The organism is Sporosarcina sp. P1 (assembly GCF_002743155.1).
In the GTDB taxonomy this organism is placed as follows: domain Bacteria; phylum Bacillota; class Bacilli; order Bacillales_A; family Planococcaceae; genus Sporosarcina; species Sporosarcina ureae_B.
The window spans coordinates 80,012-105,304 of the sequence record NZ_PDYS01000002.1; the positions used below are offsets into that span (position 1 = coordinate 80,012).

The window sequence follows — 25,293 nt, forward strand, 5'->3', positions numbered from 1 at the left end:
GACGCAAAGGAAGAGGCAATTGCCTATTCCTTTGCGCTTTTTTATTTGCGCAGCTTTTTTACTGCAACGAATACAGTGGTCAAAGTTATAAGACCCAAACAGATTAAGATAGATAAGATAATTGAAGGATACTCTCCATTAAAACCACTTTCTGAAGTGTGCTTTGAATATATGCCATAATACGCCCAGATCAATACAAGGGCATAGGCTATATCTTGACGTCGAATAGTAGTTAAAATCCCGATAGCTGCTCCGACGAATAAAATGATCACCGTCCAGGTGACGTCAGATAAACCCAATCCACCCCATTCAATAGAAACGAGAAAAGCAGTAATGTTTGCAATGGTAGCGATTGTAATCCATCCGAAATAGACGCTAAATGGAAGTTTAATAAAGAACACTTCTCTACGAGTTAACGAAGCGTCAAATGTGACGGTATTGATTTTTATTAATGTCAGTAACATGAGTAACATGACTATAACGGAAAGTAACAGATATTCATAATGCCACAAGAAAATCCACGTTGCATTCAATATTGAGGAGATACAGAACCATACGCCTACTTGACTAAGAAGTTTTGGATTTTTCTTCTTTTGGAAAAGGCCAAGTTGATAGAAGACATGAAGCAGTAACAATAAGTAGATCAGACTCCAAATGGAAAAAGTAAATCCTGCCGGTGCAAATAAATTCCCGTATTTATCTGATAGTTCGCCTGTCGTTTGTCCATTTAGAGGAAGGATATTGGCCAATGCGTTAGCTAGGATCATAATTGAGTAAGTAATAACAATAGCTATGCGTAAAAGTACAGATGTTTTTTCTTGTTTCATTTCCTCACCCCACTTTGTTTAATTATAGTGTAGTCCATAGTTAAGTATTCCTGATTTACTGCGGAGTGAAACATGGGGAGCTTTCTTCATTTACTTGGGTAAAGGTCTACCCGATCAACGAAGTGTTGTAGAAGACTATATGATAGACGGTAAAGGGAAGCGTTTGCCTGTTGTCCATATGAACATGGTGATGGAACACCCAGTAGAAAATACACTCTATGATTATTTGATAGAAGCTTAAATCCCCACGAGAGATATAATCTCGTGGGGTTCTTTTTCCTTCATTCACATTCGCAACGATACGTCTCGGAGCAAGGAGGGCACGTAGGGCACTTTTTATGCTGACGTTCTTCTTTCGGTCGGTGATTGGATTTCTTTTTCTTGCACGTACAGGATTTTTTACATGTACACTTGCCGCGACATGTACACTTCTTCTTGCATTCACATTTACGTTTTACTTTATGCTTCTTGCATGTACAGGATTTTTTGCATTCACATTTGCGCTCAACTACTTCGAATTGCCGCATCATATCGTGATCTTCGTGCTCTAAAATATGACAATGAAGCATGTAGCGACCGATGAATGGAGCAAAACGCATTATGACTCGTGTAACAAATCCAGGTGGAGATTGAACGACGTCTTTCCAGCCTCGTTCATTGACGTCAGGTTGTACAGGTGGACCGGTAAAACTGAGTAATCCATTCGCTGTGAAACCTTGAGCGTCAAATGGGATACGGTCGAGAATCTGGAATTGGACTAAGTGGATGTGTATAGGATGCGTTGCGCCAGCCGTGTTGATGATACGCCAGATCTCTGTATCATTCAGTTTAGGTTTGAAATCGATTCGTTCCATGAAACCTTTATTATTAAAAAAGAACTTTAAACGACCATATTCATCGATGTCTGCATCCAATGTAATATCACGTATTTGAGCAGCGTCGCACTCCCGTAGTTTAGGTATAATACTGAGTATAGCCGGGACATTGCTCGTATCTGGTGCCGTTAATTCAACCACTCTAAATTGCATAATCTGTCCATCGGTTTCAGGGTCAGGAAGAGTGCCTATTGGCGGTGGGAAATCAAACGGTGTGGCTGCAGTATTTTCTAATACGATCGTATCATCGGGTGTCAGTTTGGAGAAATCAATAATTACGTCCATACGTTCAGCGGGTGCAATTGTTAACTCATCCATATATACAGGCGTTTCCAATAATCCACCATCTGAACCGATTTGTATGATTTTCTGATCATTTGATAAGTTCATTTTGTAAAAGCGTTCATTTGATGCGTTCAATATGCGGAATCGATATTTTCTCGGCTCTACTTCTAAGTAAGGCCATACTTTACCGTTAACTGTGATGTTTTCAAACGCTTCACCAGGTGTGACGGATGGATGCGGGAATGTCAACCCAGGCTGTACAGGTCCTGGCCTCACATTGGTTGTATCTGAATAAAATAAGGTACCGTCTTCGTTAAAGCCGCGATCAGCGATAATGAGTGGAATTTCATATGCCCCAGAAGGGAGATTCAACTTGCGTTCTTCTTCATCACGAATAATATACATTCCGACGAGACCAGCATAGACATTTAAACGGGTAATACCGACCGCATGATCATGGTACCAAAGTGTGGCGGCACGCTGATTATTATTATATTTATAAACAGGTGAGTCAAATAATGCGCCCACTGTATGATAGTTATTCGTAAACCATGCTTCAGGATGACCATCACTTTCGGGCTCAACTTCCGCTCCGTGTAAATGAACGACTGTACGAACATCTGGCATATGTTCGCTTGAACCGTGGAGCGTTCTATCAATGGGTAGGAAATGTTTGTCGGGCAGTTCATTCTTCCACTTGATATGCGCACACTCGCCACTGTTCACATTGACGAGTGGACCAGGGAATTGCCCCTCATATCCCCAAATCTTTGTAGGTGTCAACTCTGAATGGAATTCGTGGAAGAACTCTTTCATTCCAATTTCATAGTACGATAAGCACTTATGTCTCTCAAGTGGAGTAAGATATTGAGGAATAGGTAATTGATCAATGAACGGTGTTAATTTCAATACATCTCTTCCTTCCAGGTGGATTTACTATCAGAATTAGTAGATGCACGGGAGGTACCACTTATGCTTATAAACTACTGATAGGCTAGGCTATTCATCTTGTGAAATTTGATGTAAAATAGCAAACGTGCTTTTCGCTCAACAAGAAAGGGAGGTTTTATGAATGAAAACCCGTTCACCAAGGAAAAAGCTACTGATAGAATACGTTTGGATTATGATCGGATCCATATTAGTCGGATTAGCTTTTAATATATTTTTCTTACCAGCAAGACTTGCAGCTGGCGGCGTATCTGGAATTAGTACCATTCTGTATGAAATGTATGGAATTGAACCAGCTTTTATTCAATGGCTCATTAATATCCCATTATTTTTTATAGGCTTACTGCTTCTTGGCAAGGATTTTAGTCTGAAAACATTAGTAGGTACATTTTTTGTACCGCTAACCATTTGGCTGACTGCTGGAATACCTTCAACAATTGACAATCCTTTATTGTCAGCAATCTATGGAGGGATTATGTTGGGAGTAGGACTTGGTATAGTCTATCGAGGAAATGGATCGACTGGGGGCCTTGCGACCGTTGCGCAGATTGTTAAGAAGTTTACGGGTCTATCTAGCGGTTATGCTCAATTGCTCGTAGATGGACTCGTTGTGATTGCATCTGCTATCGTATTTAATCTGGAATTGGCATTATTTGCGATGATGGCCATTTTTGTGACGAGTAAAGTGATTGACTTTGTGCAGTTACAAACATCTCAATCGAAACTAGTATTAATTATTACGGATAATGAAGAACGTATTCAGACGATCATTAAAGAAGAAATTGATCGTGGTTTGACTAAAGTTCGTTCGGTAGGTGGCTTTGCCAATCAAGAGAAGACGATGATTTTATGTGTGGTAGAGCAACCGGAAGCAATTTATTTGAAGAAGATTTTAAGAGAAGAAGATCCTCAGGCATTTGTGGTCTTTCTAAATGCTTCGGAAATCCTTGGTAGAGGATTTTCACTCGCAAAATCAAATTGAAAAAGCTGTCCTGGACATCAAATGATGTCTTGGATAGCTTTTTTATGATTATACTGGTTCAAAGTGGTCGGCTGTTTGAGGGACTTCAGTAATTCGAATGCTTTGGCTGGCCGATCACCGAAATGATACAATACATGCATCTGGATAGAGGAAGAGAATTAATTAATATAGAGCACAATACGATCATACTAGGGCATCATACGGGAAGGATGGGGAACATATGAGACATAATCAAAGCATGGGTTGGAATGTTGAGTGTAGTTATCGTGAATTACCGGAAACATTTTACACAGTAGTGGAACCAAATACTGTCAGCTCACCGCAACTGGTTCTGACTAATGAGGAACTAGCGGTATCGCTGGGACTCGATGAAAACCAATTACATTCGGAAGAAGCGATCGCTATTTTTGCTGGAAATGAACGACTTGAAGCAATGGACCCTATTGCTCAAGCCTATGCAGGTCATCAATTCGGTAATTTCACTATGCTAGGTGATGGACGCGCTATGCTGTTGGGAGAGCAATTGACGCCAGGAGGGCAACGGGTAGATATTCAGTTAAAAGGATCTGGAAGGACGCCCTATTCACGCGGTGGAGACGGACGTGCTGCACTCGGGCCAATGTTACGTGAATATTTAATTAGCGAAGCAATGCATGGACTAAATATCCCCACCACACGCAGTTTAGCTGTCACGGTGACAGGAGAACCTGTTTTACGCGAAACGGCTTTGACAGGAGCGGTGCTGACAAGAGTGGCTTCGAGTCATTTACGCGTTGGGACATTCCAATACGCGGCAGCCAGACAAGTAGTGGCGGATTTGCGTGAACTTGCGGACTACACGATTGCACGTCATTTCCCGGAAGCGGCTTCGGATAGCCAGCCATATCTTGCGTTGCTTGAACAGGTAATACGCCGACAAGCATCTTTGATCGCGAAATGGCAACTTGTCGGTTTTATTCATGGTGTGATAAATACGGACAATATGGCAATTAGCGGTGAGACGATTGACTACGGTCCGTGCGCGTTCATGGATACATATAATCCTCAAACGGTCTTTAGCTCCATTGATGTGCAAGGACGTTACGCGTACCGCAATCAGCCAGGTATCGCAGAGTGGAATCTGACTCGTTTTGCAGAAACACTTGTGCCATTGCTTCATGAAGAACAGACAGAAGCCGTAGCGCTGGCAGAGAGCAAGCTTGCTGAATTTGCAAGACTGTACATGACGGAGTGGCTGGGTGGTATGCGCTGTAAACTAGGTCTGTCCAATGAAGAAGAAGCCGATGAAACATTGATAAAAGACTTGCTTGCCATGATGGAAACTCATCAGGTTGATTATACAAACACGTTCCGTTCATTGACACTCGGAAAACAAGAGGACATGTTCAATAGACGGGAGTTTAAAGCGTGGAAAGAACGATGGATAGAGAGACTACAACGTCAGACGCTAGACGTTCAAGAAGTAGAAGCATTGATGAAGCAGCATAACCCATCCGTCATTCCAAGAAATCATAGCGTAGAAGAAGCATTGAAGGCGGCAGAGGCTGGAGATATGCATCCTTTTGTAAAATTGCTTGCCGTTCTCGAAAATCCATATGCCTATACAGTAGAACAAGAAGAATACGTGAATCCTCCTGAAGACGGAACTGCATTTCAAACGTATTGCGGAACATAACATGAGATGCCCTGTTGAAAGTGACAACACTTCAATGGGGCATCTCATGTTTGTGGAGGTAAGGTCAAAACTTACTTAGTCGAGATTTTTATTTTCAAAAATTATTTGGTTTAAAAAATTACGCATGATCAAAATCTGTTTTGTGAACAATTCGGATCGATAACAGAATGGATAACCATGTCAGTAAGGCGCTGATTAGTAGAACGGAGAGTGCGATTGTCCATTGATTCATAGTAATGAGGTCTGCGGTTTGCAGGAAGAATGTTTGTTCTGCAACCATTCTTGGGTTTTCCATAATATTCAATATGATTCTAAACGACATCATGCTTAGTAGGGGCAATATAATCGTCAAAGAAGTTGCCAGCACGTAGCCTGCTTTGAAGTGCAGTGGATAAAATAAGGAAATGATTATGAAAAAGAATCCGAGTGCGATGAGTAATTCAGCTACTGTCATCATTCGTGTAGGAAATGGAGCAAATGTATCGAACATGAAGATATAGACAAGCACGACTACCGCTGATAAACCAAACCACATGAAACCAGCTGCATACTTAGCCAGGACAAATTGTTTTCTTGTGACGGGCAGGCTGTTGATTAATACAGATTCTTTCTCAAAAGCTTTGTTGCTGGTTGAAATGGCTATGAAATAAGCAACGAAAATCAGAAGTAAGACATGGCGCACAGGTTGGCCGTCTGTAAAAAAGTTTGTAAATGCTATGAAAAACAGCGCTGCCAAAAAGTAGACACTTACCTTTTGCGTATATAACTCTTTCCGAATCAAAGCATTCATTAGAGCTCTCTCCTTCCTGTGTAATACATAATGTCTTCAAGTGTTGGTTGTTCAAAGAGTAATGACGGCAGACGGTCTAAGGCAATCTCACTAGTATCCGCCAGACATTCAAAGCCGACATCTGTAGTGCGCAGTCCAATCACAGGTAATCCATCAAGTAGAATGTGCTGGTCAGTTGTACCTTTTATTAATACATAACGTTCAGTGAATTCATCTTTCTCGCCTTGAAAGATAATCCGACCATCGTGAATGAAAACAATGAAATCTGCTATTTTCTCTAAATCAGTTGTAATATGTGTGGAGAAGAAGATAGCTTTTTTCTCGTCTTGTATGAGATCCTGCATCATATCAAGCAGTTCGCGACGGATAATTGGATCCAACCCAGCTGTCGGTTCGTCCATGATGATAAAGTCAGGATGGTGGGAGAGTGCCATCGCAAGTGAAAACTTCATACGCATTCCTTTAGACAAGTGTTTGATACGTTTAGCAGTATTCAGCTGGAACTTCCTGAGATAGTGATAGAATAGTTCGTCATCCCACTGCGAGTAGAAGGGAGCGAGAATCCGTTTGTTTTTCTCGATAGTCAGGTCTTCATAATAGTAATCCGCGTCATAAACAAAACCGATGCGTTCCTTAATCTCTGCCGTATGATTATCATGTGATTGGCCAAATACTCGTATTTCTCCTTGTTCACTTCGAATTAAATCCATCAAGCAACGGATTGTCGTTGTTTTTCCAGCACCATTTGCCCCGATGAATCCGGTGATGAACCCTTTTTTAATATCGAAGTTGAGATTGTTCAGTGCAAAGCCCTTAAACTGTTTCGTCAGATCCCGTACTTCCACTATATTTTCCATTCTTTTCACTCCTCATATAGCAATGTCAGCATATGAATGATCTCTTCAAGCCTTATGTCAAATGCTCGACCGTCCTCAATAACATTCATTAGCTGTTCTTCAATTTTCTTTAACTGTTCTTCTTTCAATAGCTCGTGATTCTGCGCAGCAACAAATGATCCTTTGCCTGGAAAAGTCTCAATAAGTCCATCCCGTTCCAGTTCTTCATAAGCTTTTTTCGTTGTGATGACACTGATCTGCAAGTCTTTCGCTAGTTTACGTATGGATGGTAGTGCTTCTTTCTCCTTCAGTGCACCCAATAAAATCTGCTCTTTCAACTGATTCTTGATTTGCAGATAAATCGGTTGGTTCACCGAATTGGAGATGACAATATTCAATACATCACCCCTTTTCCTTTATACTGTATATGCACAGTATATACAGTTGTAACAATTGAGTCAACTATAAAAAACCCTCCAGAGTAAAATCTGGAGGGTTTTCGATATGAGCAGTTACTATCAATCAACCTGTCTGCACTTGGTCATATGAAAAATGATACGATTCTTTTTTAGTTCGAATCAGTAAGAAAAACAATGTCAATGGGCCAATTCGTCCTAAGAACATGACAATACAGAGTATGACTTTACCTACAGAACTAAAATCGTCTGTAACTCCCATGGATAATCCAACTGTGCCAAAAGCTGAAATGGTTTCAAATAATACAGGCAAGAAAGGGATCTTTTCTGTGATGGATAATAAAAACAATGCGGTGAAAATCACACAGGAGCTCACTGCGGCGATCGCCATGGAGCGTACAATGATTTCCGCTTTAATTGTGCGTTTAAAAATATGTGGCTCTTTTATGCCTCTAAAATAAGAAAGTGTGGCCAATATAATAACCATAAATGTTGTTAGTTTAATTCCCGAAGCTGTAGAAGCACTTCCACCCCCAATAAACATAAGAAGAAGAGTGAGGAGCAACGAGGATTCTTCCATATCACCGACATTCATTATATTAAATCCCGCTGTTCTTGGTGTAACGGCCTGAAAGTAGGAAGTCCATACTTTATCCAAAAAGCTCAAATCAGCAATGGTTTTGTCATTGTGAAATTCTAGAATAAGCAAAAACAATGTTGCAATCGCATTCAAGGTCAATGTGCCAAAAATCATCATCTTAGTGTGCAAAGCCCATTGCCGTACAGAACGTTTGTGCCATACGTCCATCACAACTATAAAACCAATGCCACCAATAACAAAAAGACTAGATAAGATGAGGATGACAGGTGGATTTCCTGCAAAAGACACTAAGTTATCGGAGAATATGGAAAAACCGGCATTATTAAATGCGGATACTACATGAAACACACTGTAATATAAACCGTCTTTCCATCCAAATTCAGGTACCCAGAAGAATGATAGAGCTATAAATGCTATACCTTCCGCAAAGAAAACGAACAATAAAATTTCACGCAAGAATTTGATCGTACCCCCAATGGACTGATAGCTGAACGATTCCTGAATAAATATCCGGTTTTTCATGCCGATTTTTCTCCCAAGAATCATCAGCAAGGCAACAGCAAATGCCATAAACCCCACGCCTCCGATTTGAATCAGCAAAAGTAAAACGATTTCACCAAATAAAGTCAGTGAAGTATTAATATCGAATACACTCAGACCCGTAACGGTGGTGGCGGAAGTAGCGGTGAAAAAGGCATCCGTCCAGCTAATCGAAACATGTGTAGCGATAGGCAGTTTCAGAAGTAATGTGCCAATCATAATAGTAATTGCGAAAGACAAAGCAATAAGTGCAGGTGGAGAAATAGTTCTTCGTTTTTTATAATTAGTTGTCATATGCTGCTCATCTCCCGTACATTGAATGCAAAACCACTTCCATTGAAGGGTACTATATGAACAAATCACAAAAAGACCTGCAGCTCTTTCAATATAGGCAACAAGTCTTTATTTCACGTTTACCGAATATTGTGATATGTTATCAGTTAAGGAAGTGAATGTAAATGAGCAAATGTACGATTGATCACATGCATCAAGAAATTGTCAAAATGTTCAATGAGCAACAATCAGTAATACCGGAAAAGCTCATAGAAAGTGGTAAGGTATTTTTGAATGGGCCATTGAGTCAGGAAACATTGAATGAAGTATTTCATCTATTAAAAAAATATGACTTGGCAACGGGAGAAGAACGCGCAGAACGCAATAGTAAGATGCGACAGTTCTTTGTTTGAGAGAAATACACTTTATATGATGAGTAATTACTGTACGTCACTTTGTAAAAGGGAGATCGCAGATTCAAGTAACTCAATATCTTGTAGGATATAAGTTTTGATATCGTCGGGTGCAGTATAGTACTCGTCACTGAGTAGTTCAAGCTCTCGGATAAAAATAGAACTTTCTTGGTAGTTGGTCATGATTGCAACCCTCCTTGTAAGTCAATTTACCCGCCACGACAGCGTTTTAAACTGGCCTTATGTCAAATGTTTCATTTACATAACATTTTGGTTGCTGACTAACTTAGAATTTGCTGGCGACCAAGTTAGCAGAAATTCCTTGGTACGACTACGTCCGATTGATAGCAAGTCTTCCATTTGCTCTTCGTTTAGATCAAATTGTGTGGCACTATAATTTTCTACGGGAATAAAGACGATGTTTTGCACATGTTGCTTCGAGATATATTTTTCATCATGCGCGTTCTTCATTGTAGAGAATAAGGCCTCAAATAATTGCAGGGCATTTCGAATGGTGCGTCCGGGTGTTTCATCTTGGTTGCGACTTAGCTTGATCCCGATTACAGGTCGTTTATGGGACGATGTATCTTCATCAAAAATCCACATCGGAAAATTACTTAATACACCGCCGTCTACTACAATAGGTCCTTTTGGTGCATCGAGACGTATGGGTTCAAAAAAGTAGGGAATACCACAACTCATACGCAGTGCTTTCGCAATTGAAAATCGGTCAGCATCATATCCATATTTCTCTAAATCGTCAGGTAATACCATCATCTTGCCATTTGTTAAGTCAGATGCCACTAATTTTAACGCGCCTTTCGGAAGATCTCCGAATGCATAACAACCTTTTCGTGCGAGTTTATCAAAAAACCATTCTTCCAACGCCTTTCCTTGATACAAACCCATTCTCCAATAAAGTGAAACCCATTTCATAAAGGGAAATGGTAATAGGGTCTTTCTCGGATCCAGCAAAGCTTGGAAATCTTCTTCAGCCAACATGACTTCGATTTCTTCAGCTGTATAGCCGGCTGCTAAGAAGCTTGCAACAATTGCACCTGCACTTGTGCCAGCTACGTTTTCAAAACGATAACCTTGTTTCTCCAACTCCTGAACTGCTCCGACTAGCGCAAAACCTTTCAATCCGCCGCCTGAAAACACACCATTTATCCGCACAGTATCCCTGCTTTCATTTTTATTGGTCTATCACTGTAAGGTTTCCGTAACAGAAATAGAACAATACTTATGTGGAAATGTATGAAAATTCTCTTTCGGTGAACTATAATAAGGAATCTATACAAACATGTACAGGATTCGATTATAGATTGTTGGAGGAGGTGTGCAACATGAGCGTATTTATGCGAATTGCACTGACATTAGTCATTATTGGTGCTCTAAACTGGGGACTGATCGGATTTTTCAACTTTGATTTGGTTGCCAGTATATTTGGAGGACAAAACACGATTCTTGCGAAGATTGTCTATGCCATTGTGGGACTGAGCGGATTGGCAACGATTGGACTCTTAGTTAAATCGAATGAAGAGATTATTGACGATGTGGATGAGAAAGTAGAGCCCCATAAGCAGTTTGATCGAATTCGGAATGTGAATTATAACACCGAATTTGGGGAAGAACTGGATTTGAAGGGGAAGCGTAAAAAAGTGGATCGGTCGCTTGAAGATCCTAAAGAATAATAAAAGGGGCGTTCTCGTAGCATAATAACGGGAACGCCTCTTTTTTATACTTTTAGAAATGTTAGGAGTCTAGTAAATGATGTCCTTCGATTGTCTGTGGTAAGGTAAAAAGAAAAAGCCTGTAAAAAGGAGAATTTTATGACCGAACCGGATGACATACAACTCTATTATCAAACAGTTGCTCACAATCGGCATTCATTTGAACAATTATATGACCGCTATGAAAAATTGGTTTTTTCATTTGCCTATCGAATGACTAATAACCGCACCATGGCGGAGGAAGTGACACAAGACGTCTTTTTAAAGTTGTGGAATGGAACAAATCAATATGCTGAAGAAAAAGGAAAGTTTTCATCTTGGCTTTTGACAGTAACACGAAATAAATCGATAGACGAGCTTCGTAAGTCTAAACGTCATGCGTATGAACCCATATTGGATAAAGACTCACTGACGGAAGAGACCGTATCCACAGAAGTTACAGCTGAATGGAATGAACGGCGTGAAGTGATCCGTACAGCAATTGCGGAGCTACGCGCAGAGCAACGGGAAATCATTGATTTATTTTACTTTAAAGGTTTCAGCCAAAGTAAAATTGCCGAACACTGTAAGTTGCCACTCGGAACAGTTAAAGGTAGGATTCGGCTAGCACTTAAACATTTAAAAGGAATTATTGATCAGGAAGGAGGGGTTTCGAATGAATAAATCATGTCATATGTTGATTGACTATTTCAATCGTACCCTGACTGAAGACGAGATGAGACAATTTGAAGATCATTTGATTGAGTGCCCATCCTGTCAAGAAGAATTAATGGAGTGGGAGATGTTAACGGAAAACCTACCGTATGAGTCAGAAGCTGTGGAAGTCCCAATAGATTTAAAAGCGCGTATATTTGCTTCACTTCCTGACATCCCAGCAGAGGCCGAATTTGTAACAATGCCGACTAAAGAAAAAAGTCGTCGACGTATGGGTCCTGTGACAACCGTACTGGCTGCAGGGTTATTTGCTTCACTTGTTGCAAATGCTTTCCTGTTTTCAGAAACACAAAAGGAACCTGAAATAGCACAGAGTGAGATCCAGTTGATTGGCCAAAGTATACTGGCACCACAAGAAGGTACGAGTGCATCCGCAGTCGCAATGTTAATAGCGGATGGCGATCAAAATGTATTGCTACTCGATGCCACAGATTTACCAACACTCTCTAAAGATGAACTATATCAAGTCTGGGTGATAGAAGGCGATCAGCCGTATCCAGCGGGAATCGTCCAACCTAATGAAACGGGTACGGGAACTGTGAGCCACCCACTCACGAATCTTTCCGGAACATGGGATACTGTTGCGATCACGATAGAAAAAGAACCGAACCTCTCAGCGCCAGAAGGTCAGATTATATTGGCCGGTGGAATATAGTAGATAAAAGTAAAGCCTGAAACCTCATGTAAAGTGATGGATTCAGGCTTTTTCATATAGTATTAAACGCTGTATGTATAGTCTTTTAAAAGTTTTTAAAAAACTTTTAAGGAAAAGTGATCCGTTTTTATATTCGTTGCGTTAGCTGTATAACAAAAACGAATAAGGGAGCGATTGATTATGCAATTTAAAAAATCATGGGCAGCTATTCCATTGAGCGTGTCACTACTATTTCCAACAGGAGCGATTCTGACAAGCGCAGCAGAACACGAACACGGAGGAAAAGTATCTGAAGCTGTATCGAACAAAGCAGTAGATTTACGAGCAACACTTGAAAGTATCCTTTCAGAGCATGCCTACTTGGCCGTCGTGACGATGCAAAAAGGATTGGATGGTGCAGCAGACTTTGAAGCAGCTGCCGGACAACTTGGAGAAAATACAGATGAATTGTCGAAAGCGGTAGGTTCTGTTTACGGCGACAAAGCAGGAGAACAATTCAAAGAAATCTGGAGCAGCCATATTGGCTATTTCGTCAACTATGTTACAGCTACAGCTGAGAAAGATGAAGAAGGCAGAAAGAAAGCGCTTAAAGATCTAGACACATATCGCGTCACGCAAGCAGATTTCTTGGCTGTCGCTACGGAGAATCGTCTAAAGGCATCGGATTTAGAAGAAGGCTTGAAAATGCACGTTGATCAGTTGATCTGGGCATTCGATAACTATGGAGCAGAAGATTACGATAAGGCATATGAAAGTCTTAAGGAATCTATGCATCACATGTTCGGAACAGGAAAAGGTCTATCATGGGCGATCACAGACCAGTTCCCTGAGAAATTCGACAATCTATCTGTAGACACGAAAGCTGCAGATTTACGCGAATCACTAAACAATGAATTTTCTACGCACGCAGCTTTGGCAATACTCGCTATGCAAAAGGGAATTGACGGCGCGAAAGACTTTGACGCAGCTGCAGCTATTTTAAACACGAATACAGAAGATCTAACGAAATCCGTTGAATCTGTATACGGAGCTGAAGGGGCAAAACAGTTCAATGAAATCTGGAGCAGTCATATTGGCTACTTTGTCGATTATGTACAAGCAACAGCGAAAGAGGATAAAGCCGGACAAGATAAGGCCATGGCAGATTTGGATGCCTATCGTGTAACACAAGCTGCATTTTTGGATACGGCAACGGAAGGTCGATTGAAAGCAGCAGATCTTGAAGAAGGCTTAAAGATGCACGTCGATCAATTATTAATGGCATTCGATAGCTATGTAGACGAGGACTACGGGGCAACATATGACAATATCCACGAAGCATACAGTCATATGTTTGGTGTAGGAACAGCTTTATCCGGTGCAATTGTCGATCAGTTCCCAGATCAGTTTGCTTCTGCAATGCCAGCAGATATGCCAAAAACGGGAATGGGCGGTATGAGTCAAGAAACGGATTATACGGTGTTATGGGTAACGTTGAGCATGATCTTCATCGTAAGTACATCCATTGTCATGATTCGTAGAAAAACAGCGAAACAGCAATAAAAGAATACACTACTTTGTCCAGGAGGGAGCCGTTTAGACGATGAAACTATATATACAAATATTCATTGGGGCAATGATGTTGGCTGGTTGTGCTCAGCCCAATGCAAAGCCGCAAGAAAAAGTTGTAGAGGCTTCTTCCTCTGCCGAAGTAGCTGAGGTGGAAGATATGCCGATTGTTCCCTTACGTACGGCGGAGGAATTTTCATTAGAAGATAAACGGGTTGGAATCGAACCGAAAGTAATTGAAATTCCTTCGCTCGACGTCAAGGCTACAATTGAAGAAGTAGGACGTCTTGATAATGGCCAGATGGGCGTCCCGCAAGACCCCGATCAGGCAGGCTGGTTTTCACCGGGGACGAAGCCCGGTGGTAGGGGGAGTGCGGTTATTGCAGGTCACGTAGATTCAAAGACGGGCCCTGCCGTATTTTATGAGTTGGATAAGATGGAAATTGGCGATGAAGTATTCATACATGGTAAAGACGGGAAGATAATACGCTTTGCGGTGGTGAAAAAGATCGCGTATCCGCGTACCGATGCGCCGGTTGATGCGATCTTTGGCTTCACGTATGGTAGTGGATTGAATTTAATTTCATGTACGGGATCGTGGGATCGCAAAGCTAAAACGCATGATGATCGTCTGGTCGTCTATACTGAATTAGTGGAAGGAACAGAATAAGTATAGCAAGGTGCCTAGTAAGAGGAGGCACCTTTTTTGTATAAAATAAATAAAAAATCATGTGAACTTTTTAGCTGTTGTAGAGTCTAATGTATAAGAAGGTACAAGAGGTGATAGTCCAATGGAGATGAATGTAAAGGAGTTGCATAGAAAAGCAATCGTCGGCGATGACGACGCGTTTCTGGCAATGATGCAACTGCATAAGGAATCGCTTCTGCGGACAGCCTTGGCTTTTCTGCGAAATGAAAACGATGCGATCGAAGCGCTGCAGGAAGTAACCTATCGCGCGTATAAAAAGATTCGCATCATGATGAATTACTGCCAAGATCAGTTAAACCTTCGTAAACGATTCACTGTAGATGCTAGCGCATTGGAGACTGGATCTACAGAGGACATTTCATATCTTGAGATGAGGGAAGCACTGGCAACATTGTCTGATGAAGAGCAACGGTTAATATACTTAAAATACTTTCAGGAATCGAATATTAAAGACATTGCACAATCGGAGAATACTCCGAAAACAGCTTTTCTTATGGGAATGTGATGGATGAGGGAGAGAATTATACGTATAAAGATCGTATAACTTATCAGTTTAGTGAGCTATATACTTCGCGAAACCAGTCATTTGATTTGAAGATAGCTATCAAGTTAAAAGGCGAAGAGACAGTGTTTTCTGTACCGTTTACTGTGCCTGAACAAATCAAGCCGAGTGAAGTCTATGCGATATACAAGGAAGTTGATATCAAAGGGCAGAAGTTTAGGGTTGAAAAGGTGATGATATCCCCATTACGGTTGGGTGTAAAAATCTCTATTGACCCCGACAATACGATGAAGATTCTACAATTCGAGGATATGCGGTTAGAAGATGAAAAAGGCGAGGTGTGGGGATCTATTCGAAACGGTACGACGGCGTTCGGCGGGGAAGACGGTAAATATACGTTCTTCCTGCAGAGTAATTACTTCTCGCAACCTGAAAAATTGTATTTGCGTATCAATAAAGTGCAGACGTTAAAAGTGGAAGAGGCCTTTGCGGAAGTGAATACGGAAACGGGGGGATGGCTCAATCAGCCAAAAGATCAAAAAATCCAGTTACTGCAATCCAATAAACACCACGCCGAATTCATCATGAAGAATTCGGGTGATGAGGAATTTCCATTTTTCTTTATTGGTTCCGCTATTGATGCAAATGGGGAAGAAGTGGAAACCCCTATGACAGGAAAGTTTAGGGAAGAAGAAGCGACACATTGGAACTTGAACTTCGATCGGACCGATTATGTGAATCCATTAAGGCTAGAATTATTCGCTTATCCAAATTACTTAGAAGGCGACATGAAAATAGAGCTAAAATAAAGATGCAGTGAGGGATCTTTTCCTCACTGCATCTTTTGCGTGGTTCGCTTGATGAAACTGACATGACGTCCTGCCTGCTTGTCTTGACGGTATGAAAAGCCGTTTGGACTCAGGAATGTACAAGTACGGTCGATTGTAATATTTGCTTCGGGTATTCTTGCCAACTCGCATTGTTTTTTCACGGTCAGTTGATTATTAATATGATATTTTTTTGTTTTGACTTGATAGTCGATCCATTGGTCTGCATAGCCGAGCTCGTGAAATTTCTTATAGACGTCTTCATCCACTTCAAATTTTTCTTGACTGAGTGCGGCGCCGATTTGAACATGAATTTGGCTCAGATCACATTGCTCATTATGTTGTAAGTGGCGGAACAGCTTTAGTGTAATTTCCTTTACAGTCCCTTGCCATCCTGAATGAATAGCACCTATTAATGTGCTGTCGTCACTGTAAAACAGTACAGGCACACAGTCCGCTGTTAAACTGCATAGTACCATGTCGGTTTCAAATGTATACAGTGCATCCGTATCTGCAATTGCCGTTTCTTGTCGCAATGCTCCTTTACCACGGTCTTGTGCAGTCACTTTATGAAAGTTCGCGCTATGTGTTTGGTTGGCAAATACGAAATCTTCCAACTCACATTGTAAGAAGCTCGCCAATCGTCGGCGATTGTTCGTCACGTCAACTGCTGAAACACATGCATGCAAAGCCATATTATTGCATTCCGGTTCACTGCAATCTTTCATGGTCATCCCCGTTAGGATATTGTCGTGGTCTTGATAGATCATGGTTTTCATAACTCTTGATCCGCATTCAGCAATAGTTGCGTAAGAATTTGTGCACCATAAATTAAAGCATCGGTATTGAAGGACATTTGTGGATGATGTAACCCTGGTTTCAAATCACAACCCAATCCAATCATCGTCGCTGGAATATCAGGTGTTTTCCAAGTGTAAAAATGAAAGTCTTCTGCTCCTTGAGAAATACATGGCACATCTACGTTTTCTTCTCCTAATACAGAACCAATCGCTCGTTGTGCTAGTCGAATTGCCGTGGCATTTTCCGTAGCGGCGGGTGAATAGCCTTCTTCAGTATATACAATCTCGGTCTCTGTCAGCGCTGCAGTATGTTGGATAATGTGGCGGGCTTTTGCTAACAGAGCATCCATTGTTTCATTCGTTTCCGCACGAACATCCAATGTGAACTGTGCACTGGCTGGGATAGAGTTGCTCGTTTCGCCACTATGCAATTCGGTGATTTTGATGGAAAACTTTTTATTGCCTTGCAAACGAATTTGACGCAGGGACTGGATTAGGAAACTTGCTGTTTCGATTGGGTTATTGCCTTCTTCAGGTCTCGCTGCGTGTGCAGGCGTCCCTGTTATTGTACCTGTAATAGTCGCAGACGAGCCGTGTAAAATTGCGGGGGCAGATTTACCGAATGGAACTTCCGTATGCGGGCGCACGTGCAGGCCACCTAGGAATAGAACATCTTCGAGCACGCCTTCTTTCATCATTTGTAACGCGCCTTCTGCTACCTCTTCTGCAGGTTGGAAAATGAATCGGATCGTATGATGCAAATCCATTTCGCAGTTTTTCAAAGCTAGTGCGGTATAGAGTGCCATCGTACTGTGCGCATCATGTCCGCAAGAATGGTTAGCCATTACTTTACCATCGACTTCCTGTACCAGTGCATCCATATCCGCGCGTAACGCAATGACGCCCTTCGTATGGCCCTTGATTTCTGCAATGAATCCGTGATGACCAGTAAAGCCGGTGATGCGTAAGCCGGCAGCCGAAAGCTGATCCTGTAAATACCGTGAAGTCTGCTGTTCTTGCCAGCTAGGCTCAGCGATGGCATGCAGTTCTTGATAGGTCTGTAGAATTTCCTTTTTATGATGTTCTATATAGTTTATTGGGTTAGTCATAAAGAATTGCCTCCATTTCAAGAAGTAGATGATGTTAAAAGTAAAACATATTGACTAGTAAACAGCAAAAATCATGATTACTCTTCATAGACTAATTGACTTTTCAAAACATTTACACGAGAATAGTAGGGTGGTAACTAGAACTATCAATTATAGGAGGATCTTTATGAAACGATTAATAATCGCAATGTGTCTGTTAGTAGGATTATTCCTCCTTAGCGCTTGTTCAAATACAGGTGACAAAGAGAATGCGTCTAAAGAAGAGGGACCGAAAAAAGGTGGCGCAATGATCTATGCAAGGGGAGCCGATTCGGTTGGACTCGATCCGATCAATATTACAGACGGCGAGTCGATTCGAGTAACACATGCAATTTTTGAAACATTATTTGAATATGATAAGGACTTACAGCTGCAACCCAAATTGGCTGAGTCGTATGAAACTAGTGAAGATGGTTTAACGTGGACGCTTGCGTTGAAAACAGGAGTACAGTTTCACGATGGAACAGACTTCAATGCAGATGCGGTAGTATTTAACTTTGAACGTTGGATGGATCCTGATAATGAATACCATATTGGTGATTTCCCTTATTATCCATTTCTTTACGGAGGGTTTAAAGGAGAAGATAATCATAAAATTGAATCTGTTACTGCGATAGATGAACAGACAGTAGAGATTAGATTGAAAGAGAAAATTGCCCCGTTCGTTAGCTATTTGGCTATTCCAATGTTCGGAATTGCAAGTCCGACAGCTATCGAAAAGTATAATGAACGATTCTTTGAAAACCCTGTTGGTACAGGCCCATTTAAATTTGAAAGCTGGTCTCGCAACGATAAAATCGTCGTGAAGGCAAATGAAAACTACTATGTAGAGAACCAGCCGATGCTGGATCAGATTATCTTTACAGTCATACCAGATAACTCTACGCGATTGAATGTACTTTTGAGTGGAGAAGCAGATTTCATTGATGGGATGAATCCAGAAGACGCAAAGACAGTGGAAAAAAATGAAAATCTCAAACTCGTTAAACGACCAAGTTTTAATGAGGGTTTTTTGGTTATGAACACGCAGAAGAAACCATTTGACGATGTAAAGGTCAGACAAGCCATGAATATGGCTATTGATAAACAGTCTATAGTTGATGGATTTTACAGCGGATTTGGGGAAGTGGCAAAGAATCCTATACCCCCTTCTTTATGGGGCTATAACGAAGACATCGAAGATTATGCTTTTGATTCTGAAGCAGCTAAAGCATTGCTAGCAGATGCAGGCTATTCGGGTGGTTTTGAGACGGAGATTTGGACAATGAATAATCCGCGACCCTATTTACCGCAACCAATGAAAACGGCAGAAGCGATTCAAGCGAATTTAAAGGAAATTGGAGTCAAAGCAACAATCGTGACATATGAGTGGGCAACATATTTAGAGAAGACAGGAAATGGTGAGCATCCAATGGCGTTATACGGTTGGACAGGCGTCATGGCAGACCCCGACAACTTCCTATATCCGAATCTAAGTAATACGAATATGGAGCCTCCTGCTAATAATAAAGCGTTTTACGATAATGAAGAATTCCAGAAACTGATTGAACAGGCGCGTGTTACGTTTGATCAAGATGAGCGGGCAAATCTGTATAAACAAGCACAAGTAATTTTTCATAACGATGCCCCGTGGGTTCCACTAGCACATACGACACCGCCTCTAGGATTTGCTAATTACGTTAAAGGTTTTGAACCACATCCAATGGAAAACGATAACTACGCAACAATATATTTAGATAAGTAACTGCAAAAAGTACAATAGATCATTTAAAGAAGACCCATGCAAGCATTCGCATGGGTCTTCTAATAGTATTCAGATTTTAACTCATGTACGTTGTATTGCGTATTGGAGTGCAAGATGTCTTGTCAATTCGTTAACTACTTATATGGCAGCATTGTATATAGCTAGATTTTCTTAACTTAAGTGAACATAGTGCCACACAGTGAAGTATGCAAATTAGTGGTATTTTGTTCATCTGCAACGTAAAAGGTGCTACATCTCATACTATTGTTTTTTCTTTTCTGAAGTAATTGTAAGTGGAGGGTGTTAAAATAACTTAGATAAGTTTAATCGCTATAACGGAAAAGGAATAGGTGTACAACATGAGTTTATTGACAGTAAAAAATATTAGCCACGGTTTCGGCGACCGTGTGATTTTCGAAGATGTATCATTTCGTCTATTAGCAGGTGAACATATAGGATTAGTAGGTGCAAACGGAGAAGGTAAATCTACATTTATGAATATCATTACGCATAAGCTGGAGCCGGATGCAGGAACAGTGACATGGTCAAAGCGTGTACGTATCGGATATTTAGATCAACATGCAGCTTTAAAGCAGGGGATGTCCATCCGTGATGTATTGCGTACAGCGTTTCAATATTTGTATGATATGGAAACGGAAATGAACAGTCTTTTTGCGAAGATGGGCGAAGTAGAACCAGACGAACTGGAAAGTTTGCTTGAAGAAACCGGACAAATTCAAGAATCTCTAGAGCAGAGTGACTTTTACATGATTGACGCAAAAGTGGAAGAAGTCGCAAACGGTCTCGGACTCGATGAATTCGGATTGGATACTGATGTGAATGATTTGAGTGGAGGCCAGCGTACTAAAGTATTACTGGCTAAATTATTGCTTGAAAAGCCTGATATTTTATTGCTTGATGAGCCAACGAACTATTTGGACGTCGAGCATATTGAATGGTTGCGTACATATTTGCAAGAGTATCCAGGGGCATTCATTTTGATCTCGCATGATATTCCATTCTTGAACAGTGTCATTAACTTGATCTATCATATGGAAAATCAACAGGTCAATCGTTACCCTGGTGACTATGACGAGTTTTTACGTGTGCGTGAAATGAGACAGCAACAGGTCGAAGCTGCTTATAAAAAGCAACAGAAAGAAATCTCTCATTTGAAAGACTTCGTAGCGCGTAATAAAGCGAATGCGGCAACGAGTCGAATGGCAACGTCTCGACAGAAAAAACTAGATAAGATGGACATCATTGAGTTGGATTCTGAAAAACCGAAACCTCATTTTGATTTTAAAACGGCAAGAACACCTGGGAAATATTTATTTGAAACGACAGATCTAGTCATTGGATACGATGAGCCGCTGTCGAAGCCTTTGAATCTTTCAATGGAACGTGGACAGAAGATTGCTCTTGCAGGAGCAAATGGGATTGGGAAAACGACGTTGTTAAAAAGTATTCTCGGGGAAATAACCGCTCTTTCAGGTAAAGTGGAGCAAGGTGAGCATCTAGCAATCGGTTACTTCGAACAGGAAATGAAAACAGATACGGACAATACGTGCTTGGAAGAGATTTGGAGTGAATTTCCTCACTTTGCACAATATGAAGTACGTGCGGCTTTAGCGCGAGTCGGATTAACGACGAAACATATTGAAAGTAAGGTAAAGGTATTAAGTGGAGGAGAACGTGCGAAGGTGCGTCTTTGTAAACTGGTAAATAGTGAAACCAATTTATTAGTTTTAGATGAACCAACAAACCACTTGGATTATGATGCAAAAGAAGAACTGAAACGTGCTCTAAAAGAGTATAAAGGAAGTATCTTACTTATTTCACATGAACCTGACTTTTATGAAGATGTAGTATCTACTATTTGGAATGGGGAGACATGGACTACGAAGATGTTCTAAAAAACTAACCTGTTCCACGTGAAACAAAAACCAACCGGTAACGGTTGGTTTTTTGTTTCAATAACTTATGATACTTGGTTTAATTGAAATGTTTTGTACAGCTTTATTACACGTGCCTCAAAACATCTGCATAAATTTTTTCAATGCAAATGAATGATAACTGTTTTTCTTAGTGACGATGCCGAGCTTCCATAGTAAAGTTGGTCCTTCGATGGGAATCATCTTAATATTTTCATTAGAAAATTTCGTCGATATGGATTGGGGAAGAAGCGTGATCCCCAGTTTTGCTGCAACCAGTTCAATGATCAAATCCCACTGGGAGCTTTCATACGATATAGTGGGATTAAACCCGGCCTCTTTGCAAGCACCTATGATATAGCGGTGTAAGGTAAAACTTTTAGAAAATAGGATAAGCTGCTCGTCTATTAACTCAGATAAAGCGACAGCATCTCGTTTTGCAAAAGGATGATCAGTATGGACAAACAGAAAGAATGTATCTGAGATAAAAGGCTGAACTTGGAAAGCGTCTTGATCTGTTGGTAGCACGATAATACCGACATCAATCTGGCCTTTATCTACAAGCTCTTCAACGACTTTGGCACCTAGTTCATGCAATTCAATTTTAATATGAGGGTAATTCTTTGAAAGACGTTTAGCGATCTGCGGAAAGAACAATGTGCCAATCAAAGGTGGCATGCCGATTTTAATTTCTCCTGATACGCCCTCGGCAAGATCTTCGAGTAAGACAGGGAGCTCGCCGAACAATTGGAGAATTTGTTGTCCTTGCTCATATACAATTACTCCTGCATCTGTCAAACGGAGGCTACGAGTAGAACGGTTGAAAAGGATAACATTCAGTTTTTCTTCAAGTTTTTTTACTGATTTACTTAGAGTGGGCTGTGATATATAAGAATGTTCAGCCGCCTTTGTAAAACTTAGATGATCTGCTACTTCTATAAAAGCATGAAGGTCTTTAAGTTCCATAACGATCCAACCTTTCAATTATTCCAATTAAGAATAAGTTTCATTCACTATATTCATTTTACATATAAGTCAGAAATCTGTACACTATTACTAAAGAGTTGGAGGAGGTTACGGTATGAGTAAAGTGATAAATTCATTTATGGAAGCGGTTTCAGATATTCAAGATGGTGCTACGTTAATTGTGGGAGGCTTCGGTTTATGTGGTATTCCGGAAAAATCCATACAGGCGTTACAAGATAGTGGCGTAAAGGATTTAACGGTTGCAAGCAATAACTGTGGAATAGATGATGCGGGTCTTGGAAAGTTACTAGTTAATAAACAGATAAAGAAGATGATTGCTTCTTATGTGGGAGAAAATAAAACTTTCGAAAAGCAGTTCCTTAATGGAGAGCTAGAAGTAGAATTGAGTCCTCAGGGTACGCTTGCAGAGAGAATTAGAGCGGGAGGTGCAGGGATTCCTGGATTCTACACAGCAACAGGGGTAGGTACACCAATCGCTGAAGGTAAAGAGACAAAAGAATTTAACGGCAAGACGTATCTACTTGAAGAAGGTATCGTCGGAGACTTTGCGCTTGTGAAAGCTTGGAAGGCGGATACACTTGGAAATCTGGTTTACCGCAAGACAGCGATGAACTTTAATCCGTTAGCTGCAACAGCAGGTAAAATAACGATTGCGGAAGTAGAAGAAATCGTGGAAGCCGGTGAGCTTACTCCAGAAGAAATTGATACGCCAGGCATCTACGTACAGCGAGTACTACTCGGAACAGATTACGAAAAACGCATTGAACGCTTAACAGTGAATAAAGCGTAAAAAGGAGAGATGAACATGACGGAAACACGAAATATAATCGTAAAACGTGCGGTAGAAGAAATTCAGGACGGTATGAACGTCAACCTCGGTATCGGTATGCCCACCCTTGTTGCTAACGAAATTCCAGCTGGTATGACGGTTTTATTGCAATCGGAAAATGGCCTGCTTGGCATCGGGCCTTATCCAGTAGAAGGGCAAGAGGATGCAGATCTGATCAACGCTGGAAAGGAAACGATTACGACAGTCCCAGGCTCGTCCTTCTTTGATAGTGCGGAATCGTTCGCAATGATTCGTGGTGGACACATTGACTTGGCAATTCTCGGTGGTATGGAAGTATCTGAAAATGGAGACCTGGCCAACTGGATGATACCAGGAAAAGTGGTGAAAGGAATGGGCGGCGCAATGGACTTGGTTGTCGGTGCAAAACGTGTCGTAATCATCATGGATCATGTCAATAAACACGGTGAATCGAAAGTTAAGAAAACGTGTTCGTTGCCGTTAACGGGTATTGGTGTGGTAGATCGACTCATTACGGATTTGGCTGTGTTTGATTTCACACGGGATGGCATGGTGCTTGTCGAAGCTTCCGCTGGTATTTCCATAGATGAAGTACAAGACAAGACGGAAGCAAGTTTTACAATTTCTCCAAACTTTACGGCTAGATAATTCGATTGACGATACCAGCTTGCAAAGGTGTCGTCTTTTTCATTTGGATAACAGAATTGGGGGCAAGGTGATGGAAAGAATAGCAATTATCGGATGCGGTACAATGGGTCATTCAATTGCATTGAGTGCTGCGTGGGCGGGATACGATGTAACGATGTATGGAATAGCCATTGAAGAACTAGAGCGTGCGCTGACAAGTATTGAAAGTAAGTTGCAAGTGCTAAGGGATAATGATTTGTTGGCGGTTGAAGAAGTACAATCAGTGAAAGACAGAATTACTACAGTAACAACAATGGATGAAGCGGTGAAAGGTGCTACGTTCATTATCGAAGCAGTGCCTGAACGTCTCGAGTTGAAGCAACAAATCTTCAAACAACTCGATGAGCTTTGCGATCCATCCGTTATTCTGGCAAGTAATACTTCGGCAATCAGTCCAACTGACATTGCGGCTCAAACGAAACATCCTGAACGTACGGTCATCACACACTTTTGGCATCCGGCGCATTTGATTCCATTAGTCGAAGTAGTTAGAGGAGAGAGAACAAACGACCAGACAGTTGAACGTTCGATAGCATTAATGAATGGGCTAAATAAAAAGCCGATCGAAGTGAAAAAGGAAGCGCCCGGATTTGTAGGGAATCGTCTACAATTCGCTTTGTTGCGTGAAGCACAGCATATTCTACAAGAAGGAATTGCGACCAAAGAAGATATAGATGCCGCAGTTCTTTACAGTATCGGTAGAAGATTACCTGTCACGGGTCCTTTCTTATCGGCAGATATGGGTGGTCTGGATGTTTACACAGACATATCGAATTATCTATATAAGGATTTATCGAATGCACACCAATCCGCAGCTAGTATGCAGGAATTGGTGGAAGCGGGAGAGCTCGGTAGTAAAACAGGTAAGGGGTATTATGAGTGGAATACTTCGTTTACTGAGGAGATACATTCTGCGCGGGAAAAAGAACTGATACGTTATGTGAAGCAAGATAGGGGAATGTAAAGATTGCGAGCCTATAAAATGTCCATACAATATACTAAATAACGGAATTTACCAGACAACTATTAGAAATAT

General features: G+C 41.1%; 27 protein-coding genes. 16 read left to right on the forward strand and 11 right to left on the reverse strand.

All coding sequences use genetic code 11. The features are described 5' to 3' along the window. Positions 1-41: 41 nt before the first annotated feature. The gene (locus CSV73_RS03245; RefSeq protein WP_099626634.1) at positions 42-827 is read right to left on the reverse strand and encodes a lantibiotic ABC transporter permease; all 786 of its coding nucleotides are present in this window, start codon (positions 825-827) and stop codon (positions 42-44) included. A gap of 88 nt (positions 828-915) precedes the next feature. On the opposite strand from CSV73_RS03245, the gene CSV73_RS03250 reads away from it, so the two are divergent. Beyond that, positions 916-1,068 carry a DUF3427 domain-containing protein gene (locus CSV73_RS03250; RefSeq protein WP_255407849.1) on the forward strand — a complete coding sequence of 51 codons (153 nt, stop codon included), beginning with the start codon at positions 916-918 and terminating at the stop codon, positions 1,066-1,068. Between the two features lie 40 nt (positions 1,069-1,108). On the opposite strand, the gene CSV73_RS03255 is transcribed toward CSV73_RS03250, so the two are convergent. Beyond that, entirely contained in the window at positions 1,109-2,896 is a 1,788-nt protein-coding gene (locus tag CSV73_RS03255) for a multicopper oxidase family protein (RefSeq protein ID WP_099626636.1), read from the reverse strand. A 163-nt stretch (positions 2,897-3,059) separates the two neighbouring features. On the opposite strand from CSV73_RS03255, the gene CSV73_RS03260 reads away from it, so the two are divergent. Together CSV73_RS03260 and CSV73_RS03265 are read left to right on the forward strand one after the other, a co-directional pair. Further along, a complete protein-coding gene (locus CSV73_RS03260) occupies positions 3,060-3,917 on the forward strand; it encodes a YitT family protein (protein ID WP_099626637.1) in 858 nt (285 codons plus the stop codon). Positions 3,918-4,137: 220 nt separating this feature from the next. Continuing rightward, entirely contained in the window at positions 4,138-5,592 is a 1,455-nt protein-coding gene (locus tag CSV73_RS03265) for a protein adenylyltransferase SelO (protein WP_099626638.1), read from the forward strand. 118 nt (positions 5,593-5,710) lie between these two features. Here the strand turns inward: CSV73_RS03265 and CSV73_RS03270 are convergent, their stop codons facing one another. From CSV73_RS03270 to CSV73_RS03285, 4 genes are all read right to left on the reverse strand, one after another. Further along, entirely contained in the window at positions 5,711-6,382 is a 672-nt protein-coding gene (locus CSV73_RS03270) for an ABC-2 transporter permease (RefSeq protein ID WP_099626639.1), read from the reverse strand. Then, entirely contained in the window at positions 6,382-7,239 is an 858-nt protein-coding gene (locus CSV73_RS03275) for an ABC transporter ATP-binding protein (protein WP_099626640.1), read from the reverse strand. Before CSV73_RS03275 ends, CSV73_RS03270 begins: the two co-directional genes overlap by 1 nt. Before the next feature lie 5 nt (positions 7,240-7,244). Beyond that, the gene (locus tag CSV73_RS03280; RefSeq protein WP_099626641.1) at positions 7,245-7,616 is read right to left on the reverse strand and encodes a GntR family transcriptional regulator; all 372 of its coding nucleotides are present in this window, start codon (positions 7,614-7,616) and stop codon (positions 7,245-7,247) included. A 124-nt stretch (positions 7,617-7,740) separates the two neighbouring features. Then, positions 7,741-9,096, reverse strand: a complete 1,356-nt coding sequence (locus CSV73_RS03285; protein ID WP_255397414.1) for a TrkH family potassium uptake protein — start codon at positions 9,094-9,096, stop codon at positions 7,741-7,743. Positions 9,097-9,233: 137 nt separating this feature from the next. Here CSV73_RS03285 and CSV73_RS03290 point away from each other — a divergent pair, with 137 nt between their 5' ends. Beyond that, positions 9,234-9,461: a group-specific protein gene (locus CSV73_RS03290; RefSeq protein ID WP_099626643.1), complete on the forward strand. Its 228-nt coding sequence runs from the start codon at positions 9,234-9,236 to the stop codon at positions 9,459-9,461. A 27-nt stretch (positions 9,462-9,488) separates the two neighbouring features. Here CSV73_RS03290 and CSV73_RS16415 read toward each other — a convergent pair whose 3' ends face one another. Both CSV73_RS16415 and CSV73_RS03295 read right to left on the reverse strand, forming a co-directional pair. Then, positions 9,489-9,644, reverse strand: coding sequence for a hypothetical protein (locus CSV73_RS16415; protein ID WP_157111245.1), 156 nt, complete (start codon positions 9,642-9,644; stop codon positions 9,489-9,491). A gap of 75 nt (positions 9,645-9,719) precedes the next feature. After that, complete coding sequence (locus CSV73_RS03295; protein ID WP_099626644.1) at positions 9,720-10,637, reverse strand: patatin-like phospholipase family protein; 918 nt, start codon at positions 10,635-10,637, stop codon at positions 9,720-9,722. A 170-nt stretch (positions 10,638-10,807) separates the two neighbouring features. Between CSV73_RS03295 and CSV73_RS03300 the strand changes: the two genes are divergently transcribed. The 7 genes from CSV73_RS03300 to CSV73_RS03330 all read left to right on the forward strand — a co-directional run bounded on the left by CSV73_RS03300 (position 10,808) and on the right by CSV73_RS03330 (position 16,131). After that, positions 10,808-11,155: a DUF378 domain-containing protein gene (locus tag CSV73_RS03300; protein WP_085132190.1), complete on the forward strand. Its 348-nt coding sequence runs from the start codon at positions 10,808-10,810 to the stop codon at positions 11,153-11,155. A 138-nt stretch (positions 11,156-11,293) separates the two neighbouring features. Continuing rightward, positions 11,294-11,857, forward strand: coding sequence for an RNA polymerase sigma factor (locus CSV73_RS03305; RefSeq protein WP_099626645.1), 564 nt, complete (start codon positions 11,294-11,296; stop codon positions 11,855-11,857). After that, positions 11,850-12,563: an anti-sigma factor gene (locus CSV73_RS03310; protein ID WP_099626768.1), complete on the forward strand. Its 714-nt coding sequence runs from the start codon at positions 11,850-11,852 to the stop codon at positions 12,561-12,563. The genes CSV73_RS03305 and CSV73_RS03310 overlap by 8 nt, the downstream gene beginning before the upstream one ends. A gap of 180 nt (positions 12,564-12,743) precedes the next feature. Beyond that, positions 12,744-14,105, forward strand: coding sequence for a copper amine oxidase (locus CSV73_RS03315; RefSeq protein ID WP_099626646.1), 1,362 nt, complete (start codon positions 12,744-12,746; stop codon positions 14,103-14,105). Positions 14,106-14,145: 40 nt separating this feature from the next. Further along, a complete protein-coding gene (locus tag CSV73_RS03320; RefSeq protein ID WP_099626647.1) occupies positions 14,146-14,781 on the forward strand; it encodes a class F sortase in 636 nt (211 codons plus the stop codon). A gap of 121 nt (positions 14,782-14,902) precedes the next feature. Next, a complete protein-coding gene (locus CSV73_RS03325) occupies positions 14,903-15,325 on the forward strand; it encodes an RNA polymerase sigma factor (protein WP_099626648.1) in 423 nt (140 codons plus the stop codon). Continuing rightward, positions 15,325-16,131, forward strand: a complete 807-nt coding sequence (locus tag CSV73_RS03330) for a DUF5643 domain-containing protein (protein ID WP_099626649.1) — start codon at positions 15,325-15,327, stop codon at positions 16,129-16,131. The genes CSV73_RS03325 and CSV73_RS03330 overlap by 1 nt, the downstream gene beginning before the upstream one ends. A 23-nt stretch (positions 16,132-16,154) precedes the next feature. Here the strand turns inward: CSV73_RS03330 and CSV73_RS03335 are convergent, their stop codons facing one another. Together CSV73_RS03335 and CSV73_RS03340 are read right to left on the reverse strand one after the other, a co-directional pair. Continuing rightward, a complete protein-coding gene (locus CSV73_RS03335; protein WP_099626650.1) occupies positions 16,155-16,928 on the reverse strand; it encodes a purine nucleoside phosphorylase YfiH/LACC1 family protein in 774 nt (257 codons plus the stop codon). Next, a complete protein-coding gene (locus CSV73_RS03340) occupies positions 16,925-18,058 on the reverse strand; it encodes an amidohydrolase (RefSeq protein ID WP_099626651.1) in 1,134 nt (377 codons plus the stop codon). Before CSV73_RS03340 ends, CSV73_RS03335 begins: the two co-directional genes overlap by 4 nt. Positions 18,059-18,224: 166 nt before the next feature. On the opposite strand from CSV73_RS03340, the gene CSV73_RS03345 reads away from it, so the two are divergent. Both CSV73_RS03345 and CSV73_RS03350 read left to right on the forward strand, forming a co-directional pair. Further along, positions 18,225-19,841: an ABC transporter substrate-binding protein gene (locus CSV73_RS03345; protein ID WP_085132182.1), complete on the forward strand. Its 1,617-nt coding sequence runs from the start codon at positions 18,225-18,227 to the stop codon at positions 19,839-19,841. A gap of 359 nt (positions 19,842-20,200) precedes the next feature. Then, entirely contained in the window at positions 20,201-21,757 is a 1,557-nt protein-coding gene (locus CSV73_RS03350) for an ABC-F family ATP-binding cassette domain-containing protein (RefSeq protein WP_085132181.1), read from the forward strand. 117 nt (positions 21,758-21,874) lie between these two features. Here CSV73_RS03350 and CSV73_RS03355 read toward each other — a convergent pair whose 3' ends face one another. Further along, on the reverse strand, positions 21,875-22,741 hold the full coding sequence (locus tag CSV73_RS03355) for a LysR family transcriptional regulator (protein ID WP_099626652.1): 867 nt from the start codon (positions 22,739-22,741) through the stop codon (positions 21,875-21,877). Between the two features lie 115 nt (positions 22,742-22,856). On the opposite strand from CSV73_RS03355, the gene CSV73_RS03360 reads away from it, so the two are divergent. The 3 genes from CSV73_RS03360 (at position 22,857) to CSV73_RS03370 (ending at position 25,221) form a co-directional block, all read left to right on the forward strand. After that, positions 22,857-23,552 (forward strand): CoA transferase subunit A, encoded by a 696-nt coding sequence (locus CSV73_RS03360; RefSeq protein ID WP_099626653.1) that lies wholly within the window; start codon positions 22,857-22,859, stop codon positions 23,550-23,552. Between the two features lie 15 nt (positions 23,553-23,567). Continuing rightward, positions 23,568-24,218, forward strand: a complete 651-nt coding sequence (locus CSV73_RS03365) for a 3-oxoacid CoA-transferase subunit B (RefSeq protein ID WP_099626654.1) — start codon at positions 23,568-23,570, stop codon at positions 24,216-24,218. A gap of 70 nt (positions 24,219-24,288) precedes the next feature. After that, positions 24,289-25,221 carry a 3-hydroxyacyl-CoA dehydrogenase family protein gene (locus tag CSV73_RS03370; RefSeq protein ID WP_085132177.1) on the forward strand — a complete coding sequence of 311 codons (933 nt, stop codon included), beginning with the start codon at positions 24,289-24,291 and terminating at the stop codon, positions 25,219-25,221. Positions 25,222-25,293 lie beyond the last annotated feature (72 nt).